Annotated in this window: 22 protein-coding genes; 8 read left to right on the top strand and 14 right to left on the bottom strand. The window is 33.3% G+C overall.

Translation table 11 applies throughout. The features are described from left to right. Window positions 1–15: 15 nt before the first annotated feature. The 6 genes from E7Z77_RS05320 to E7Z77_RS05295 all read right to left on the bottom strand — a co-directional run bounded on the left by E7Z77_RS05320 (window position 16) and on the right by E7Z77_RS05295 (window position 5,051). Window positions 16–1,518, bottom strand: a complete 1,503-nt coding sequence (locus E7Z77_RS05320) for an ATP-binding protein (RefSeq protein WP_292751030.1) — start codon at window positions 1,516–1,518, stop codon at window positions 16–18. Further along, entirely contained in the window at window positions 1,512–2,585 is a 1,074-nt protein-coding gene (locus E7Z77_RS05315) for a DNA double-strand break repair nuclease NurA (protein ID WP_292751028.1), read from the bottom strand. Before E7Z77_RS05315 ends, E7Z77_RS05320 begins: the two co-directional genes overlap by 7 nt. 55 nt (window positions 2,586–2,640) lie before the next feature. Then, the gene (locus E7Z77_RS05310; RefSeq protein WP_292751026.1) at window positions 2,641–3,393 is read right to left on the bottom strand and encodes a geranylgeranylglyceryl/heptaprenylglyceryl phosphate synthase; all 753 of its coding nucleotides are present in this window, start codon (window positions 3,391–3,393) and stop codon (window positions 2,641–2,643) included. Window positions 3,394–3,507: 114 nt separating this feature from the next. Then, window positions 3,508–3,654: a 50S ribosomal protein L40e gene (locus E7Z77_RS05305; RefSeq protein WP_048812436.1), complete on the bottom strand. Its 147-nt coding sequence runs from the start codon at window positions 3,652–3,654 to the stop codon at window positions 3,508–3,510. A gap of 185 nt (window positions 3,655–3,839) precedes the next feature. Then, a complete protein-coding gene (locus tag E7Z77_RS05300; RefSeq protein ID WP_292751020.1) occupies window positions 3,840–4,385 on the bottom strand; it encodes a DUF367 family protein in 546 nt (181 codons plus the stop codon). Then, window positions 4,386–5,051 carry a hypothetical protein gene (locus E7Z77_RS05295; protein ID WP_292751018.1) on the bottom strand — a complete coding sequence of 222 codons (666 nt, stop codon included), beginning with the start codon at window positions 5,049–5,051 and terminating at the stop codon, window positions 4,386–4,388. It lies immediately after the preceding gene. 127 nt (window positions 5,052–5,178) lie between these two features. Here E7Z77_RS05295 and E7Z77_RS05290 point away from each other — a divergent pair, with 127 nt between their 5' ends. From E7Z77_RS05290 to E7Z77_RS05280, 3 genes are read left to right on the top strand one after another with little or no spacing between them, the layout of a single operon-like run. Further along, complete coding sequence (locus tag E7Z77_RS05290) at window positions 5,179–5,889, top strand: hypothetical protein (RefSeq protein WP_292751014.1); 711 nt, start codon at window positions 5,179–5,181, stop codon at window positions 5,887–5,889. Window positions 5,890–5,901: 12 nt separating this feature from the next. Beyond that, window positions 5,902–6,435, top strand: a complete 534-nt coding sequence (locus E7Z77_RS05285; RefSeq protein WP_292751012.1) for a nicotinamide-nucleotide adenylyltransferase — start codon at window positions 5,902–5,904, stop codon at window positions 6,433–6,435. A 48-nt stretch (window positions 6,436–6,483) separates the two neighbouring features. Then, entirely contained in the window at window positions 6,484–6,921 is a 438-nt protein-coding gene (locus E7Z77_RS05280; protein WP_292751010.1) for a molybdenum cofactor biosynthesis protein MoaE, read from the top strand. 155 nt (window positions 6,922–7,076) lie between these two features. Here the strand turns inward: E7Z77_RS05280 and E7Z77_RS05275 are convergent, their stop codons facing one another. Next, window positions 7,077–7,283, bottom strand: a complete 207-nt coding sequence (locus E7Z77_RS05275; protein ID WP_292751008.1) for a TOBE domain-containing protein — start codon at window positions 7,281–7,283, stop codon at window positions 7,077–7,079. 163 nt (window positions 7,284–7,446) lie between these two features. On the opposite strand from E7Z77_RS05275, the gene tsaA reads away from it, so the two are divergent. Then, complete coding sequence (gene tsaA, locus E7Z77_RS05270) at window positions 7,447–7,932, top strand: tRNA (N6-threonylcarbamoyladenosine(37)-N6)-methyltransferase TrmO (protein ID WP_292751006.1); 486 nt, start codon at window positions 7,447–7,449, stop codon at window positions 7,930–7,932. Window positions 7,933–8,032: 100 nt separating this feature from the next. On the opposite strand, the gene E7Z77_RS05265 is transcribed toward tsaA, so the two are convergent. Further along, window positions 8,033–9,061 (bottom strand): M42 family metallopeptidase, encoded by a 1,029-nt coding sequence (locus E7Z77_RS05265; protein ID WP_292751004.1) that lies wholly within the window; start codon window positions 9,059–9,061, stop codon window positions 8,033–8,035. 116 nt (window positions 9,062–9,177) lie between these two features. Here E7Z77_RS05265 and E7Z77_RS05260 point away from each other — a divergent pair, with 116 nt between their 5' ends. Then, window positions 9,178–9,936: a flavodoxin domain-containing protein gene (locus tag E7Z77_RS05260; protein WP_292751002.1), complete on the top strand. Its 759-nt coding sequence runs from the start codon at window positions 9,178–9,180 to the stop codon at window positions 9,934–9,936. Here the strand turns inward: E7Z77_RS05260 and E7Z77_RS05255 are convergent. Next, window positions 9,931–11,436, bottom strand: a complete 1,506-nt coding sequence (locus E7Z77_RS05255) for a HEAT repeat domain-containing protein (RefSeq protein WP_292751001.1) — start codon at window positions 11,434–11,436, stop codon at window positions 9,931–9,933. The two genes, E7Z77_RS05260 and E7Z77_RS05255, sit on opposite strands and share 6 nt — an antisense overlap. A 1-nt stretch (window position 11,437) precedes the next feature. Next, window positions 11,438–12,484: a ribonuclease H-like domain-containing protein gene (locus E7Z77_RS05250; RefSeq protein WP_292751000.1), complete on the bottom strand. Its 1,047-nt coding sequence runs from the start codon at window positions 12,482–12,484 to the stop codon at window positions 11,438–11,440. Window positions 12,485–12,830: 346 nt separating this feature from the next. On the opposite strand from E7Z77_RS05250, the gene E7Z77_RS05245 reads away from it, so the two are divergent. From E7Z77_RS05245 to E7Z77_RS05235, 3 genes are read left to right on the top strand one after another with little or no spacing between them, the layout of a single operon-like run. Further along, the gene (locus E7Z77_RS05245) at window positions 12,831–13,214 is read left to right on the top strand and encodes a hypothetical protein (protein ID WP_292750998.1); all 384 of its coding nucleotides are present in this window, start codon (window positions 12,831–12,833) and stop codon (window positions 13,212–13,214) included. A 12-nt stretch (window positions 13,215–13,226) separates the two neighbouring features. Then, a complete protein-coding gene (locus E7Z77_RS05240; protein ID WP_292750996.1) occupies window positions 13,227–13,964 on the top strand; it encodes a phosphopantothenate/pantothenate synthetase in 738 nt (245 codons plus the stop codon). Between the two features lie 5 nt (window positions 13,965–13,969). Beyond that, window positions 13,970–14,509 carry a nucleoside monophosphate kinase gene (locus E7Z77_RS05235; RefSeq protein ID WP_292750994.1) on the top strand — a complete coding sequence of 180 codons (540 nt, stop codon included), beginning with the start codon at window positions 13,970–13,972 and terminating at the stop codon, window positions 14,507–14,509. 2 nt (window positions 14,510–14,511) lie between these two features. On the opposite strand, the gene E7Z77_RS05230 is transcribed toward E7Z77_RS05235, so the two are convergent. From E7Z77_RS05230 to E7Z77_RS05215, 4 genes are all read right to left on the bottom strand, one after another. Further along, entirely contained in the window at window positions 14,512–15,192 is a 681-nt protein-coding gene (locus E7Z77_RS05230) for a diphthine--ammonia ligase (protein WP_292750992.1), read from the bottom strand. 4 nt (window positions 15,193–15,196) lie between these two features. Continuing rightward, a complete protein-coding gene (locus E7Z77_RS05225; protein ID WP_292750990.1) occupies window positions 15,197–15,931 on the bottom strand; it encodes a hypothetical protein in 735 nt (244 codons plus the stop codon). 121 nt (window positions 15,932–16,052) lie between these two features. After that, window positions 16,053–16,487 carry a hypothetical protein gene (locus E7Z77_RS05220; RefSeq protein WP_292750988.1) on the bottom strand — a complete coding sequence of 145 codons (435 nt, stop codon included), beginning with the start codon at window positions 16,485–16,487 and terminating at the stop codon, window positions 16,053–16,055. Further along, window positions 16,488–17,357, bottom strand: coding sequence for an A24 family peptidase (locus tag E7Z77_RS05215; RefSeq protein ID WP_292750986.1), 870 nt, complete (start codon window positions 17,355–17,357; stop codon window positions 16,488–16,490). Between the last annotated feature and the right edge of the window lie 40 nt (window positions 17,358–17,397).

Genomic DNA, 17,397 nt, shown 5'->3' with positions numbered 1-17,397 from the left:
AATAAAAAAAAGGAGTTAATAATTATACCCCATATCCGCCATTTCCTCTTCACCCTTTCTTAATTCCTCTTCATCATTTTCAACAGATTCGATGAAATGAGAAATAATGTCCATGTCATCACCATGGCGGCGGCCTTTAAACATGTCAATTTTGACTAATGTAGGCACTCTAGTCATTAAACCCAAAACTATGGCCTCACCTACATTCAATGAAGGAAGCTGGTTAATCAGGTCCTGTGATAAACTTTCACTGGCTGACTGCACATGCCTTTGGTCTTCCGGCTCGACAAGCCTTAAAATAATCATGTTATTCATCTGGGACAATGCATCATGGTCTACAGTTTTTGGAGATTGGCTTACAAGGCACAAACCCAATCCGAATTTACGGCCTTCCCTGGCAACCCTCTGAATCCATTTTTTAGAATCTGAATCACGCCTATTAGGTGCTAAAATATGTGCCTCTTCCAAAATGAAAAATACGGAATTGTCCAATAACTCCTTCTTGTTTCCGCTATGAGCAGCATCTTTACTTCTTTTAAGGGAATTTCTCAAAATATGACTCACAAGAACACTTGCTACGGATTCATCAACTTGGCTTAAATCCAATACATTAGCATGAGCCTTTTTAATGCCTGATAAGATATTTCCAATATTGTTGTCGAATAAATTAGAATATTTGTCCATTGAATCATCTATCTTATTCATTACATCAATTATCTGCTTGTCTGATCCTTCAACTTGAGAGTCCTTTTCCAAAAGGTCATAGATTATCTGTAAAAAGTTATTTGTATGAGCAACACCGTCAGCGAGCATCTTTTTTGCCTGTTTGAATGCTCTTCTGAAGTGCCTTTCCTGAATATAGCTGTTTTTACCAATGTTTACAAGCTTTTTAATTTCATAAAAACTCATATAATGAGGGTTGATTTTTGGTTTGATTACATTTACACTGCCGTTTGGAAATTCAGCGTCCTTATACTCACCATGCATGTCAAATACAAATACTGGAACGTTGTATGACAATAACTGATCAATTAAAACAGATACCGTATTTGATTTTCCAGCTCCGGTCATGGCCAAAATTGCCAAATGTCTTGACAAAATAGGATTTGCATCAACATTAACCGCAACATCGCTTTGATTGACTAATGAACCGAGTTTTATAGGATTTTTTACCCTGAAGATTTCCTCCAGAACTTCCTTATCTGCGAGGTGTATTTCAGTTCCGGGAAGCGCAGGGGTTCTAGGCAGTCTCAAATTATCGTTAAGGTCCCCGAGGATTTTTACTTTACCTCTAATATAATTATCTTCAACACCTATTTTTGAAATTTTTTGTATCGCTTTAAAATCATTTATATCAACATTTAAAGCATCATTTCCACGAATTAAGTTCTCAATCATTCCTAAAACTTTTTTTCCATCGTATTCTATTGTAACATATTCACCAACTTTAGGCATCTTATCAGAAATGAATGTGACTTCCGCAAGTGAGGTTTCTCCAACACAAATTCCAACTACCATGACATCACTTCCCTGTTTGTTGTTTCATAAATCTTAGCTATCTTTAACAATTCCTTAATGTTTCTGTCAGTTATCACTACATCATTATGGGCTTTATTGAGTAAATATGGATATCCCTGAACTGACAGATTATTTATTTTCTTAATAATCTTAAATACTTCCTCTTTAGAAGCTTTATAAGGCAATTCAACCTTTAATACATTTTTGTTGTCCTGTAAACGCAAATAGAATACAGTGAATGTTAACTTCTTAAAAAAGTCATTGAAATATGGAAAAGCGGCTTTCGGATGGACATGCCTGTATTTGATTACGGACATTCCCTGCTTTTCTGTGAATTTATCTAAAAATGCAATATCCGGGATATTCCAATGGAACAGTTCATTATCTGAAGAAGTCTTGGAAATTGATATAATCTTTTTTCTGTTCTCTAAAATCTTTTTTAGCAGAATAATTTTTTCTATTGAAGCCAAATGGAGATTATATTCTTCAATATTATTCATATTTTCTTTTTTAGGTAAATCCATTAGTTTTAAAGAATCTCTAATTTCGGGAAATACCAATCCAAAATTTCTCAATGACAATCTTCTTTCAAATTCATTTAAAAGAGCATCATCCATATTATCCTTTAACTTCAAAGGCAATTTTGCCCCTCTTGGAAAGGCATTCTGCAGGTCTCCCAATATGGATCCGTCAAACATATAATAATCAACATCATATTCGTTAATGGCTCTTAATGCACATTTCAATTCATAGATGGCCATATAATTTCCTAAAAGTTCATCCAGAAAAGAAACGTTTGATATTTCAAAAATATCAGAATCATCGATTTTTTTAATTTCACCATCGTAAATTATGGATTCAGCGCCCACTGCACAGAAATTGCTTGTTAGAAATTTCTTCTTATTGAAACTTCCGTCTCCGGCAGCAATAATGAAATCTTCACTGCTTTCCCCAATTATGCGGTCAAACCAGTTAAATTCCAATTGGGATTCCACATTACTGTCTGAATATATATCATGGATAAATCCTCTTTTAGCGATGGCTTTTTCATATAGTGAATTTAACATAATATTTCCTATGTCATATAGATACTAAAAAAAATATGGTAAGAGCAGTTGAAAACTACTCCATTGAAGCTTTTAAGATAGCTCCTGTCAATTCTTGAATTTTAGCTTGAACATCATCAACTTCTTCTACAACTGTACCTGTTACAATAATGTCCCCACCAGCTTTTGCAGCCATGTAAGCCGCTTTGCCGTCACGGATTCCTCCTCCGACAACAAGGATGTTTTTAGGAGCAGCTTTTTTAGAGTAAGCTACCATTTCCGGTGGTACCGGTTCTGCAGCACCGGAACCTGCTTCAAGATAGAAGAATTTGATTCCGAATAATTCAGCAGACATTGCATAAACAGCAGGTATCTTTGGCTTGTTACGAGGCACCAGATTAGCATCTCCAACCCAGCCAACGGTTCCGCCAGGTTCAACAACCATATAATGCATTGATAAAATTTCCATTCCGGATGCTTTTACGGCAGGTGCAGCTATTGCTTGAGCTCCGTTAATCCAGTAAGGATTTCTTGCATTTACATAACTCATGTAAAAGATTGCATCAGCATATTTACTTACACTACTTGTATTTCCTGGGAAAATAATAATAGGAACAGCAATGTTTTCAGACAATATCTTACAGGTATTATCCACATCATCACCATTTACAGTTGATCCTCCAATCATTATTCCATCAGTTCCACCTTCAATAGCTTGTGTTGCAATTTCTAAAGCTTCTTCAGGTGTTTGCTCATCAGGATCGATTAAAGTGAAATGTATTTTCCTAGTTTTTAATATATCTCTAATATAATTTTCAACGTCTTTCATAAGAATACCTAAAATAAGATTTATAAAAGATAATATATTAAATTAATTGTTTTAGAATAAAAATTAGTTAAAATAGATATAAAAAAATAAATAAAAAAAGTTAAGAGAATAAGTCTATCCTCTTGGTTCTTTAGCTTTAAATCTTAAACCTTTGTAACCACATTTTCTGCAAGTAGTTGCACCAGCAGGGTTACGAGCGTTACATTTTAAGCAGATTTTTACATTGAACATTCTGTTTTCTGCTTCTTCGAATCTTGCCATTAATAACTCCTCCTATAATCGTGAAAATCAATAATAATAAAACGTTATGAAATAAAAAATAATATTCCAGTGTTCATAACTATTAATTAATTATTTTAACTTAATAGTATTTAAATGTTTAGTAAAAAGCTTGAAAATAAAGATTAAAATAGATATTAATGTGAGAATGAATTTTTAAATATTATTCAATCCCCAACATCATCATTATTATCCTTCTTTTCATGGTCATCTAAAAAATCATTTTGAACCTTTACAACCTCGGCACTTGTATCCACTTCGCTGTAAGCTTCAAGCAAATCATGATTCAGCTCTAAAAAAGTATGACCCCATTTAAAGCCATCCATAAGGTCACGTGCCTCATCCTTAAAACGGGTAATGTACAAAGTTGCGGCAACAGCTTCAACAGTTGACAGAATGCAGGCCTTCCCATAATTCACAGGATTTGTTGCAATCAAGAAAGGAAGAGATCTATGATATTTGGACAGAGCGAAGAATTTTTTGGATTTTGACACCTCATTCCAGGAGCAGTCCAACCCGACGATTCCCCTTCTGTGCACATATCTATAGTCCTCATATGATACAGCCTTTTCAGCATATGGATTCAGAACAATTGCGCCGCTTGGTATCTTATTAATATTATAGACCAACCTGCATTTTCCCATTTTTTCCATTTTGATGGAAGTGCATTTTTTCCTGTCGCACTCATCTGCATGAAAGACTGTAATTTTCATCTATTGGGTTCCTCCCTGCAAAGCCGAAAGATTTCCTGAATTATATTGGCGAATCATTTCTATCTGTTCCTTGAACTGCTCTTTTGTGAGGCCGAATTCCTCATTAATTGCAGGAACATTTTTACTTTCCTTTAAAGTTATGCTTTTAAGCAAAGGTTCCATATAGACCTTATATCCCTCACCATAGGTGTTCAAGGTTGTGTTTATGTCAGATCCGTTTCCAATAATCATATAAACCATGTATCCCTGTTTTTCACCTTGAGACTCTGCAATGATGATGTTCATGGTTTCATTGCTTTTCGGAGCTGTATTGTTTGTAGTAGGTATCGCCTGGGTAAAGTAAATGTTCCAGTCATTGCCGTTGAATGACCTTACATCAGGTTTTGAGACACCCTGGAATCTATAGATTTCCATCAATGCGGATGAGTTATCAACAGTTGAAATGTTATAAACAACATTGTGGTTCTTATCCTCATAGGAATGCATGAATTTCTCAGTATCATTTACAAGAGTTACATTTCCAACAAAACTCCCTTCCATAAATTCTGTTTCAAAGGGAGTTGTTGCAGCATTGCTGCTGGATAACATTCCAGTAGCAAAAATAACACCAATGGCGGCAAGAACTATAACCGCTATAGCTATCAATATAATATTTTTATTTTCCATTAAGAAAACTCCTTAATTTGTTATTATAATTTTAAGTCGAAGTATTTAATATAACTTTACTTTTTTTAAAAAAGTATTTTAATTAATAACTACAAAAATTAGTTAAAAGGTATATAAGGTTAAATTTATGAATAAAAAGAGAAAATATCAATTAATACTTGTTATTTTAATTTCAATTGTTATATTCAATTGTGCAATTATTTTCCATTCCATGATGGAGGTTCCAAATAATTCTTATAATACTACAACCATAGCTAGCAATGCCAACGGAACCGTGTATAAAATTGAAGCTGGAAACATGTCATCCAACGACACCGTTGGAGTGATTCTTGGCGTTCATCCAAGAGAACATGACATCCATCAGTGCGTTAACAATACAATTCATAATCTTACACAACAAACAGGGAACGAATCCCTCAGTAAAAAATTCGTGATTTACTATATAAAAACAAATGACAATCTTACTACCCGTATAGATTCCAGAACTGCCGGAGAGGAACTGGCCCATAAGTATGTTGTTCCAAATATTGCTAAAGATAAACCATTTGTTGTAGTTGATATACATGAAATAAGTCCTTATTATGAATATTCCAATTTCGTTTTCAGTCTTTCACCGCATACTGATAAAATTGATTCATACATTTCCAAATTATGCGATGACGTAGGTCTTGTTGAGTATAACTTTAGTGAAGGAACCAGTCCTGAGAAAGTTACAAAACCTATAGCCAAAAAGGGCATCAACACTCTGCTTATAGAAACCTACGTTGACGATAAAATTGAACAAAAAAATCAGACCGCTTTAAAAATTATTAGAAGTTTAGATGGATTAGAAGCTTAAATATGTGATATTATGGATAAAATTAGAGGCATTTTAATTGGTAGGATGCAACCTGTCCACAATGGACATATGCAAGTGATAAAAAAGATTTTGGAAGAAGTGGATGAAATCATTATCGGAATTGGCAGTGCCCAATTAAGCCATGAATTGAAAGACCCTTTTACTGCAGGGGAAAGAGTTCTAATGATTAATCAGGCCTTAGCCGATGCTGATGTGGATCCTTCAAGATACTATATCATACCAATGCAGGACATCAACTTCAATGCACTTTGGGTATCCCATGTTAAACTGTTAACTCCTCCTTTTTCCATTGTTTATTCAGGAAATTCCTTAGTCAAACAGCTATTCTGTGAGGAAGGTTTTGAAGTCAAACAACCTCCACTTTATGACAGGCTACATTTGTCCGGAACAGAAGTGAGAAGGAGAATTTTAGAGGATTCCGATTGGGAAGAATTGGTTCCTGAAGCTACCGTGAAATTGATTCATGAAATAAATGGCGTTGAACGATTGAAAAATTTATCCGTAAAAGAAATCAGTGACATATAACAATAGTTATATAAGATATGAAAAATAATAGATAATTGGAGATTTAATATGACAGTTAAAGTTATCGAAGCAAAAGAAGATAAAATCACTACTGCCGATTTAATAGCAGAACTAAAAAAAAGTACAAAAGTTGATTATTCAGGAGCTATTTTTACTTTTGAAGGCATTGTCAGAGGAAAAGAGGAAAACATGAACCTGGAAAAATTGATTCTGACAACCCCCGACAAGGAAAAAACTCAAAAGGAAATTGAAAAAATAGTTGAAAACACCAAAATCAAATATAATGTTAACGAAATATCTGTCGTTCACTACATCGGCGAATTTTACACAGGCGACATGTTATTTTTAGTCGCAGTATTAGGAAATCACAGAGCCGAAACCCTTGACGCTCTAAAAGAAGTTATAGAAACCGTAAAATACGAAGTTGAATTCAAAAAAGAAGAAATTTCCAAAGAAGGTACAAAAACAATTCTTGCTGGTGGTTAAATGTTTTTACACATTTTAAGAATTATAATAGTGTTTTTAATAATTTATGCTGTGATTAAAAACTTGAAAACATTGTTAAAAGCAGGAATAATTATTTTAATTATTCTAATATTATTAGGATTTTTGGGATATTAATAATCCCAAATTACCTAAACTTATTTTCCGATAATAACTTCAGTAGATTTTATAATAGCTGCTACATCATCACCTTCTTTTAAACCTAACTTTTCAGCAGATTCTTTAGTAATAACAGCAGTAATAGTATTAGGTTCTGTTACTTCAATTTTAATATTTGCCATTACAGCACCAAGTTCGATGTTAGTAATTTTACCATTTAATTGATTTCTTGCACTAATATTCATAAAGTTTCATCTCCATAAATTTTTGACAATACTAAATTGTACAAAATCACATATAAATGTTTCGATTTTGATAATAAAGAATTTCTATCGATTTCGATTTTTAGTTTATATCGATATTTTGAAAAGGAAAATATTTTATCATATGAAGTTGAATATAATATATATGAATATCGAATTAGAGTCAATTGGCACAATACACACAGAATTTAGGGAAATTGAAGGCATGCCAATTCAACCAACCGGAGCAAAGGGAATAAAAGGAACAATAGAAATTAAGGACAAATATGCTGATGGTCTGAAAGATCTTGATGGCTTTTCACATATCCATCTAATCTATCTTCTACACAAAGTTGAGGGTTACATGCTCGAAGTAAAACCTTTCATGGACAACAACACTCATGGAGTATTTGCAACAAGATCTCCAAAACGACCAAACCGCATTGGAATGAGTGTTGTAAAAGTAGATAAAGTTGAAGGAAATACCGTTCATGTTGAAAATGTAGATATCCTTGATGGAACACCCCTTTTAGACATCAAGCCATATGTTCCTCAATTATATGAAGACACAATCGATGAGCTGAAAATAGGTTGGTTTGAAACCAAACACCAAAAAGCCAAATCACAAAAATCAGATGATAGGTTCAAATAAATATCTTCAAAATTTTCTATTAACCTATTACAATTATTATATCACTAAAACTAAAAAAAAATAAAAAAAGTTAAGGCGATTCAGTCATCACCTTTCGAGACTATAAATTATTTATAGCTTCTGTAATCAATTGAATAGTTGCTTCAACATCATCCATACTGCATACACTGACTGGAGTATGGATATAACGGGTAGGAACAGATAAAACACCGGTTGGAATTCCTTCACGGGTCAAGTGAATTGCAGTTCCGTCGGTTGTTCCTCCATCACTTACTTCCAATTGGTAAGGGATGTCATTTTCATCTCCGGCTTTAATAAGCATGTCTTTAACGGATTGTTGAGTTAAGATACCTCTTCCGCTTGCATCTGCTAAAATGATAGCTGGACCTTTGCCTATTACAACAGGTGCCTCTTCCGGTTTGATTCCAGGGTGATCACCTGATAAAGTCACATCAAGCGCAATAGCCAAATCAGGGTTTAATTTAAATGCAGAAGTTTTAGCACCTTTAAGACCTACTTCTTCCTGTACAGTACCTACACCATAAACTGTAGCTCTTGTTTTAACTCTTTTTAAAACCTCTATCATTACATAACAACCTACACGGTTGTCTAAAGCTTTACCCATTACCAAATTATTAGGATATTCTACGAATAAGGAATTGAAAGTCATTTTATCTCCAATTCTAACTAATTTTTCTGCTTCTTCCTTATCCTTTGCACCAATGTCAATAAACATGTCAGTAGCTTTAACAACTTTGTTTTTTTCTTCAGCAGTTGTTACGTGTGGTGGTTTTGAACCGATAACACCAACAATATCCTCTCCAACAGAAGAGTGAACAGTTACAGTTTGATTCATTAACATCTGGTCGTTGATTCCACCGATATTTGAGAATTTAATAAAACCATTATCATCAATGTATCTAACCATCAAACCAATTTCATCCATATGTGATGCTAACATTACAGAAGGGGCTTTTTTTTCACCTTTTTTAGTAGCAATCAAGTTTCCCATACTGTCTTTTTCAATTTTATCAGCTACATCTTTTAATTCACGAGTAATAATCTCAGCTATTTCTTCTTCAGAGCCGGAAACACCTGGCGCTAAAGATAGCTCTCTCATTAAATCCATCGTATCACCAAATAATTTTTTAGTTTTAATATTATTAAATAATTTCTATTATACTAACAGACCATTATTCGAAATCATTAAGTTTTAAAAAGATTATATTTAAAATTGGTGAGAGTATGAAAAAAATTACAAAGATATTTTTCAGCCCTTCAGGGACAACAAAAAAGGTAGTCAGCAAAATAGCCGGCAATTTCAAGCAGGAAAAGGAAACATGTGATTTGCTAATTTTTAATGATGCAAAATCATTTACATCAGAGGATATTGTCATTGTGGGAATGCCCGTTTTTGCTGGAAGACTTCCAAAAACAGCTAGCGAAAGATTATCAAAATTAACTGGGGATAAAACAAAAGCGATAGCTGTTGTAAATTATGGAAATGCTCATGTAAGCGATGCACTGCTCGAATTGGTTGACATTTTAAAAGAAAACAATTTTGATGTCATTGCCGCTGCATCCACCATAAGCCACCACTCCATATTCGAGGGTGTTGCAGTCGGAAGGCCTGACAATTCCGACATCGAAAAGATAAATGAATTTGCCCAAAAATGTATTGAAAAAATAGAATCCGGAGAATCACTTCAAAGCGAAATTCCTGGAAACAGGCCATACACCGATTATAAACAATTGCCGTTTGTGGTTGGTTGTGATGAAAGCGTTTGCGCATTCTGTTATGACTGTGTTTCAATCTGTCCTGAAAAGGCTATTCCTGATGATGATCCTGTAGGTACTGACCTTGATTTGTGTTCAAGATGCACTGCATGTATACATATCTGCCCTGAAAATGCACGTATGTTTACAGGAGATGCATTTGAGAGCAAAAAGCCTGCATTTGAGGAAGCGAATAGCGAAAGAAAAGAGCCTGAATTCTACCTATAATTTCAGTCTCTTTTTTGCAACATTTCTTACATATTCACTTTCATCATTGAGGGAAACTTCCTTCAATATTTTTTTACTTGCTATTTTTTTTACGGCCGCTTCACGGACTCTCCATGAAGGGTCATTTTTACATATTTCTGTTAATTGTTTTTGGTCCTTCAATAAAGAAACTGCCCTCACAGAAATCTTTTCAGAGATTCCCTGTTCATAAATTTTATAAATGCATTTCTGAACTTTAATCTTATTCAATGCCTTAAGGGAAAATTCTTCATCCTTATTTGCAAGAACTATCTTAATCAATGTCTCCAGGTCAGTGATATTGTCCAAAGTGGCTTTTCTTATGCTGACCAGCTTGGCATTATTCAATATTTCAATGAAGGACTTTTCATCCGTGATATGGGTTAAGGCTTCATTGGCTATATCCTCATGAGTTGAATTGATTGCAATATATGTAAAATCCTTTTCATCGACAATTGCAGGGTTTGAAATTGCATGGTTTCTTACGAACTGGTCTTCATCCTCCAAAGCTATTTTAATCAATTCTTCAGGAGTGTTAAGATTATTAACTGCAATTTGTCGAACAAACCTGTCCTTTTCAGTAGACAAAATCTCAAGCAGTGTCTGTTCATCGGATATTTTTTTAGCCGCTTCGCTTCTGACAATCTTATCAGAATCATTTAAGGCAATTTTTTTAAGAATCTCTTCATCATCTATTTTATTTACAAGATCAAGACGGACATCAGACTTTTCTGAATTCAAAAGAATATCCTTTAAAATTTCAGGACTGTCAATTCTATCAAATATTAATGACCTTACCTTTGCATTATCCTCATTTTTGGCGATTTCAGCCAAAGCATTCTCATCTTTTATTTTGCCTATTGCAGCTTTTTTAACTGATTCATCCTTATCCTCAATAGCTACCTTCCTGAGAATATCCTCATCGGTGAATGAATCCTTTAAAACTGCCATCTTTCTAATGGATGCATCATCTGATTTGAAAACCAAATCCTGCAGAATTTCTTCACTTGTGATTTTTTCCAATGAGCGCCTTCTGTAATTCGTATCTATTGCATCAACTGCAATCCATTCCAAGGTCTTTTCATCCACAATCTTTTCGAATATCTCATCAACATTAGGATTTTTCTTCACATTGATTACAATTTCGGCTATTGACTTGTTGTTTTCACCTAACCTTTCCCATGCAAAGCTCCTGACGTCATAAAATTGTGAATTTTCAGCGGCATCCAATAATAATTGTTTATCCTTCAGCTTGTTTGCCGCAATAAGTCTTATGGCACGGTCCTTTACTGTTTTGCACATGTCCAAAGCAACAAACTGATTGGTGATTTTATCTGCTGCTGCAGCCCTTTTTACTCTATCCTTACTAGTAGTGGCAATTTTTTTCAGCACCAACTGCTCCGCATCGATTTCACTTTCGTCTGGAATTTCAATCTTTTCTTTCTTAACCTCTTTCTTTTTAAATCGATCAAATAAACCCATACTAATTTACATCCTTATACATTTTCTCTAAAAAACTGGCAAGTGAAATAATATCCTGGCAATTGTGTTCTATTATCGGCACAATAGGCCCTATATTTCCTTTTGATAAATAAGTATCATAATAACCTGGAATGTACTGTCCCGGAACGTCCTCTTCACGTTCAATACCGAAAATTTCCCTTTCAATAGTCTGCAGTTGGCAATTCGGCAGGTCATCTTTCCACAAGTTCTTTGCAAAATACATCAAATCAAGATGAGGCAAATCCAGATTTACATCAATTCCATTGTATATGCATCTGTTTTTAATAAACGGCACATCAAAAGTTTTTCCGTTGAATGTCACATGAACTGAATCCTCATCCAAATGATTGAGATACGCCTCGATTATATTCGGCTCCTCAAAGTAATCCCTTAAGAAATACTGTGATGCGATAATCTTATCCCCCTTTATTTCCGCTACTCCAATCAGGATTATGGGCACGTTTGAAAGGCCTTTGGTTTCAATGTCCATGAATTTGAAGTTTTCAGCATCGGTCATGCTTATGCATCTAAGCAGATTGTCCCTGCATCTTTTGGAATATCTGTTATTGTCCAGCAGGTCCATTATTTCATGAAATGACATGCAATCGATATTATCCATAAACTTGGATGCAATATCTCCATATTTGTCATGCCCCTTAAGTGATTCTATAGTGTTAAAACCTTTTTTCTTAAGGTTTTCCTCTGTTTTAAGACCAATCTTTGGCAGAAGCTTGAGATTATTGTTAATTTGATTTTTAAAGTCATTATCCTCTATGTCAAAATTAATTTTTTCCTTTTTTGTGATTTTCAATGCATCCCCAAAAGAAGTTTTTGAAATTCTGCAGTCCATTACATCCCTTAAAGATTTATTGTCATATTCAAATAAAAGTTTTTCTTTTAAATCCTCATAATAATGGCTTGATAACTTTCTTGCCTTTTGTTTTGTGCTTTCTGAGGGATTTGAAGAACTAATCGAATTAGATAATGCATTTCTTAGATATTCTTCAAAATTGTAATCATATGTCATTCAATTTAACTTTATTAATCAAGTGATATATACTTTTTTAATAAAGTATAATTGACTTTTTTTAAATTATACATAACATTTATATACATTAACTGTCAAATAATATAATTGGCTACGAGGTAGCCAGAGAGATAGATTAAACAGCCAAATTTTAAAATTCATTTCTCTAAAAGCTTGTAAAAACAAGTTGTTAGGTGGATAACAATCTCATTATCTACCTAACCATCCCAAAACTTTTTTTCAAAAATATTGATTTGACGATAACTTAATAATTAAAAAACCTTAGAAAACTTTATATCATTTTCAAAATATATCTAATAATAATAATTATTTTTAAAGGTTTACTATGAAAATCAAACTAGCGATAATATTTGGTGCATTGATCTGGATTTTGACATATCTATTCACATCAATCTTCAACACCATTTTTGGAAAGAACATACTTCCCACAAACATAGCAATACCAATAATCATAATTATTTTAATAACATTTTTCGGAACACTTTATATACGAAATTTCAATTCAAATGAAGTCCTTGAAGGTTTGACATGCGGAATAATTTTTGTTTTGATGGATATTGTGCTTGACGTCGCATTTTTTGTCTTGCCCCACAACCAAACAGTTCTAATTGAAAATTATCACCTTCACATTTTTTTTATGGCCATTATGACTATATTAATAACAACATTTTTAGGATATTTAGCTCAAATGAACATTGATTTAAAATAAGGAGATGAAACTATGATACCAAAATCACACCCTCGTTATGAATCATTATTATTAAGAGATAAAATGGTTAAAGCTTCCCAGGCAGGATATTTAGCTGATTCTGCATTAATAGCCCATGGCAGGGGTGAAGCTTTTGACTATCTGATTGGTGAAAAAACAACCTATCCTGCGAAAAGGGCAATGTATGTTGCCGTTGCGGCATTACTCCTATCACAAAATCCGGTAATTTCCGTTAATGGAAACGCAACAGCATTAGCCATTGATGACATAATTGATTTGGCCAACACAATAAATGCTAAAATCGAGATTAATTTATTTTACAGGACAAACGAAAGGGTTAAATTGATTACCCAACTGTACAAGGACCATGGCTATAAAAATATCCTAGGAACATTGGATGACGATATAGAGTATATCAATGACATAAAGAACAACCGAGCGACAGCAAGTAAAACAGGAATTTATTCTGCTGACACTGTACTAATCCCTCTTGAGGATGGAGATAGAGCAGAAATATTAAAAAAAGGTGGAAAAAACATATTAACCATAGATTTGAATCCTCTTTCAAGAACATCAAAAATGTCTGACGTTTCAATAATGGACAACATCGTTCGGGCAATACCTTTCATGACTAAAATCGCAGAGGATTTAAAAACTCAAGATAAACAAGTATTAATCGAAATTGTTAATGACTTTGATAATGAAGAAAATCTTAAAGAATCTTTAGAACAAATTAAATTAAAAGAGTGAATATAATGCAAGTTTTTGGAATATCTGGCATGCCCGGTTCTGGAAAAAGTGTAGTTTCAGAAGTTGCAAGTGAAAAAGGGGCAATTATTGTAAGTATGGGTGACATTGTAAGAGAAGAAGCAAAAAAAAGAGGCGAACCCTCTAAAGAGACCGCCAAAAATTTAAGAAAAGAATACGGCGAGTACATTGTTTCTGAACTGACAATAAAAAAAATCAAACAAATTTTAGATGAAGGATTTAAAAATAAGATCATAGTTGAAGGAATCAGGAGTCATCACGAAGTTGAAATGTTTAAAGAAAACTTTGACGATTTTATCATCCTATCAATTTTGGCAAATCCTCAAATACGATTTGAAAGACTTAAAATCAGACAGAGGGAAGATGATTCAACAGATTATAATGTCTTTAAAACCAGAGATATGACCGAATTGGGCTTTGGTATTGGAAATGTAATCTCCCTTTCAGATAAAGTCATCATTAATGAAAGTGATTTGGAAAGCTTTAAACAAAAAATTAATGAATTTTTAGAAGAAATGGATTTGTAATCTCATTTTTCTTCTAAAACAGCATCTTCAATGATGAAAACACCACTGTCAACATCCCATTCCTTTTTATATTTTAAAATATTAATTCTTTTTTTAAAAATAGGGCCGTCAATAGCTAATGTTTCGGCTTCACCGCCTTCAAAAGCAATGTTGACCTGATATTTTTCATTTAATCTGACCAGCTCGTCAATAACCTCATCGTCGATGACCCTGCCTAGCCAGGATTCATCCAATCCCCATGCTGCAACGCCACAAATGATTATTTCAAAGCCAAGGGAAACGATACTTCGCATATATTCCAATTCGTCAACATGCCAATACGGGGAAACAACCTTCAATCCAACCTCATCAGCCAGCTTCTCAATTCTGGATTTTTGATAAACAGAGTAAAGTGCCCCGGTATATATGGCTTCCACACCAGAATTTTTCAAGTCTGTGAATGCGGCTTTTAAATCTTTGAGTTCTTCCTCTTTAATCCCATCAGTTTCAACGGAAAGTATTGGAATATCAAGAGCCTGTGAAAGCAAATCGGTCAGATGAATGTTGGGAACATGAAACATGTATGATTCATCATTTCTAGATTTCATGGACAGCAGAAATCTAACATTTTCATCTGATTGCAAGGCATTATATAATGCCATTGTACTGTCCTTTCCACCAGAAAATAATATTGCAACATCCATAAGATTACCGTCGACGTTTTTCTCCTAAAAACTTCCTGAATCTTCTGATTGATGGAACTACAGAATCAATATAAATTCCGATAAGGGCAACAACAACACCAATTCCACCACTTATCAATGTGACTTCAACGTTTGACAACATTGATGAATTGGTTTTATCGATAGTGTCATGAACCGGTCCTTCAATGTGTGATGCTACAATTCCTCTTTTAAGCAGATTTGCTTCAAATGTATCGAGTGTAGTTGAATCAATGACCAGTACTGCATGAATTTGTGCATATGAAAGAGTTCCACCATATACCAGTTTATACCAATCTGCAAAAGATTTTATAGCATCGTTTGCGGAGTAATTGTCTGCAAGAGTAATATTAATAGTTCCAGACTGGTTTACAGTGAAACTTTTATAATTAGGATCGATATTTCCAACGATACTATTATAATATTCCATTTCCTGCTCATTGAAGCTCCACAGAGGAATCAGAATCGATTCTTCCTTAAATGATTTAAAACCAGGGGTTGATGATAAATTATCTCTTAATTCTTTCATGTCTGTTGAAGAAGATAAATCAAGATACAAAGTTTCTTCATTATTCGGCATGTTCTTTTCAACCATGCTGGCAACATTCGGCAGTTCATCATAAATTGGATCTAAGAAAAATGCACCTCCAATAGCACCTATCAAAAATGCAACTAAAATTATCAAAATAACTTCTTTTTTAGGTATGTATTTCCTTAACATTCCAATTGAAAAAATGAATACCAACAATATAATAAATAAAACTAGATAAATAATTGTAGTTAAAATATCCATAAAATTCACAGCCATCTAATAATAAACATATATATTGTATTTATAATATTTAAAATAATTTTTTATAAATCAACATATTTTTACTATTTTGAGGCCATTCCACAACAATAATATTCTCGCCGCTATTTAGGGAAAAAGATGTTTCTTTTATGTTGGAATTAACGTGCTCCATAATACGTTTATTCGAATTATCATTAAGTCTTATATTTGAACTGATATAATCCTCTGCGATGTTTATTTGAACATCTTTTGATATATGCAACCTTATAATTTGTTTTGAACCCTGTCCTTGGCCATAAACTATTTTAATAGCTTGAGATATCTTTGACAAATCTGATTTTGCACTTAACGCATCATTGACATCCATTGTATCCCTGATTGATTCCTCCGTTAGCGGCAATGTGAAGACTATTATGACTATTAATGAGATTGTGAATATCAACAGGTATTCCAATGAAATTTGCGCAGTATCCTCTTTAATCAATTAAATCACCAAATAGAAGTTTTTTGTAAATAACATCATCAAATCCCCATAAAAAACCGAAATCAACAGTCCCAGTAAAATTGATGGTGTGAATGGAAATGAAATTTTAATGGAAAGATTGTCAGGAATGAATTTTTTTTCATTCATAATTTTAAGCAAACACATATCCCTATCTGTGATTCCGCCTGCACTTTGTGACTTAAAATAATATTTGAACTCATCATTTCCTTTGGTTCTATAAACTTTAAGATTTCCATCCACATCGTTTATTAAATCGACGATATGCTCATCATTAAAATAGCAGTCATTGACAATCATCCCCTCCTTTAAATCCAAAATTGATATTGTTTTATTAAGTGCTGAATCAAAAATGTATTTTAAACTAGCTAAATTTACTATATTTACCAAAAAATCAATATTGCGGTTAAATATTTTATTCCGGAATGTCAAGTGAGCTAAAAAAATCACCAGAAACGGGAATGAGACCAGAATGCTATTGACTATAACACTGAAAGAAAATGGATAGACAGACAATTTTGGAAATATGTTCAAAAAGTCAATATTTATGCCCAAAGGTATTGCTGCAGCGATAGCAGTAAATAATTTTACATCACCACCACCCCACATATTCAATTTCCAAAGCATATAAGTTACACAATAAGTAAGAAGCATTGAAATAAATGAAGCTAAAATGAATTTAATGTTATTTGAAATTAATGAAAGAATCAAATTGGATATTAATCCGAAAAGCAATAACGAATAATTCAACCTGTTCGGAATGATATTTTTTTTAATATCATAAATTGAAGCCATTAATGAAAAAAATATAGTAACGATTATTTGAACCAGAAATATAATGTTAAAATTCATAGTTTACTATTTAACATGATATAATATTAATTAGATAGAA

It is taken from the genome of Methanobrevibacter sp. (assembly GCF_015062985.1).
GTDB lineage: Archaea > Methanobacteriota > Methanobacteria > Methanobacteriales > Methanobacteriaceae > Methanocatella.
The sequence above is the reverse complement of the archived record's forward strand: the minus strand, read 5'-3'. Positions and strand labels throughout refer to the sequence as shown.

Bases quoted from the DNA above. Each gene is read 5' to 3' on its own strand.
- E7Z77_RS05290 (WP_292751014.1), top strand. From the start codon at position 5,179: ATGAATAAAAAGAGAAAATATCAATTAATACTTGTTATTTTAATTTCA.
- E7Z77_RS05265 (WP_292751004.1), bottom strand. From the start codon at position 9,061: ATGGATTTAATGAGAGAGCTATCTTTAGCGCCAGGTGTTTCCGGCTCT.
- E7Z77_RS05300 (WP_292751020.1), bottom strand. From the start codon at position 4,385: ATGAAAATTACAGTCTTTCATGCAGATGAGTGCGACAGGAAAAAATGC.
- E7Z77_RS05225 (WP_292750990.1), bottom strand. From the start codon at position 15,931: ATGTTAAGGAAATACATACCTAAAAAAGAAGTTATTTTGATAATTTTA.
- E7Z77_RS05235 (WP_292750994.1), top strand. From the start codon at position 13,970: ATGCAAGTTTTTGGAATATCTGGCATGCCCGGTTCTGGAAAAAGTGTA.
- E7Z77_RS05310 (WP_292751026.1), bottom strand. From the start codon at position 3,393: ATGAAAGACGTTGAAAATTATATTAGAGATATATTAAAAACTAGGAAA.
- E7Z77_RS05260 (WP_292751002.1), top strand. From the start codon at position 9,178: ATGAAAAAAATTACAAAGATATTTTTCAGCCCTTCAGGGACAACAAAA.
- tsaA (WP_292751006.1), top strand. From the start codon at position 7,447: ATGAATATCGAATTAGAGTCAATTGGCACAATACACACAGAATTTAGG.
- E7Z77_RS05315 (WP_292751028.1), bottom strand. From the start codon at position 2,585: ATGTTAAATTCACTATATGAAAAAGCCATCGCTAAAAGAGGATTTATC.
- E7Z77_RS05250 (WP_292751000.1), bottom strand. From the start codon at position 12,484: ATGACATATGATTACAATTTTGAAGAATATCTAAGAAATGCATTATCT.
- E7Z77_RS05320 (WP_292751030.1), bottom strand. From the start codon at position 1,518: ATGGTAGTTGGAATTTGTGTTGGAGAAACCTCACTTGCGGAAGTCACA.
- E7Z77_RS05275 (WP_292751008.1), bottom strand. From the start codon at position 7,283: ATGAATATTAGTGCAAGAAATCAATTAAATGGTAAAATTACTAACATC.
- E7Z77_RS05295 (WP_292751018.1), bottom strand. From the start codon at position 5,051: ATGGAAAATAAAAATATTATATTGATAGCTATAGCGGTTATAGTTCTT.
- E7Z77_RS05285 (WP_292751012.1), top strand. From the start codon at position 5,902: ATGGATAAAATTAGAGGCATTTTAATTGGTAGGATGCAACCTGTCCAC.
- E7Z77_RS05280 (WP_292751010.1), top strand. From the start codon at position 6,484: ATGACAGTTAAAGTTATCGAAGCAAAAGAAGATAAAATCACTACTGCC.
- E7Z77_RS05305 (WP_048812436.1), bottom strand. From the start codon at position 3,654: ATGGCAAGATTCGAAGAAGCAGAAAACAGAATGTTCAATGTAAAAATC.
- E7Z77_RS05230 (WP_292750992.1), bottom strand. From the start codon at position 15,192: ATGGATGTTGCAATATTATTTTCTGGTGGAAAGGACAGTACAATGGCA.
- E7Z77_RS05215 (WP_292750986.1), bottom strand. From the start codon at position 17,357: ATGAATTTTAACATTATATTTCTGGTTCAAATAATCGTTACTATATTT.
- E7Z77_RS05245 (WP_292750998.1), top strand. From the start codon at position 12,831: ATGAAAATCAAACTAGCGATAATATTTGGTGCATTGATCTGGATTTTG.
- E7Z77_RS05255 (WP_292751001.1), bottom strand. From the start codon at position 11,436: ATGGGTTTATTTGATCGATTTAAAAAGAAAGAGGTTAAGAAAGAAAAG.
- E7Z77_RS05240 (WP_292750996.1), top strand. From the start codon at position 13,227: ATGATACCAAAATCACACCCTCGTTATGAATCATTATTATTAAGAGAT.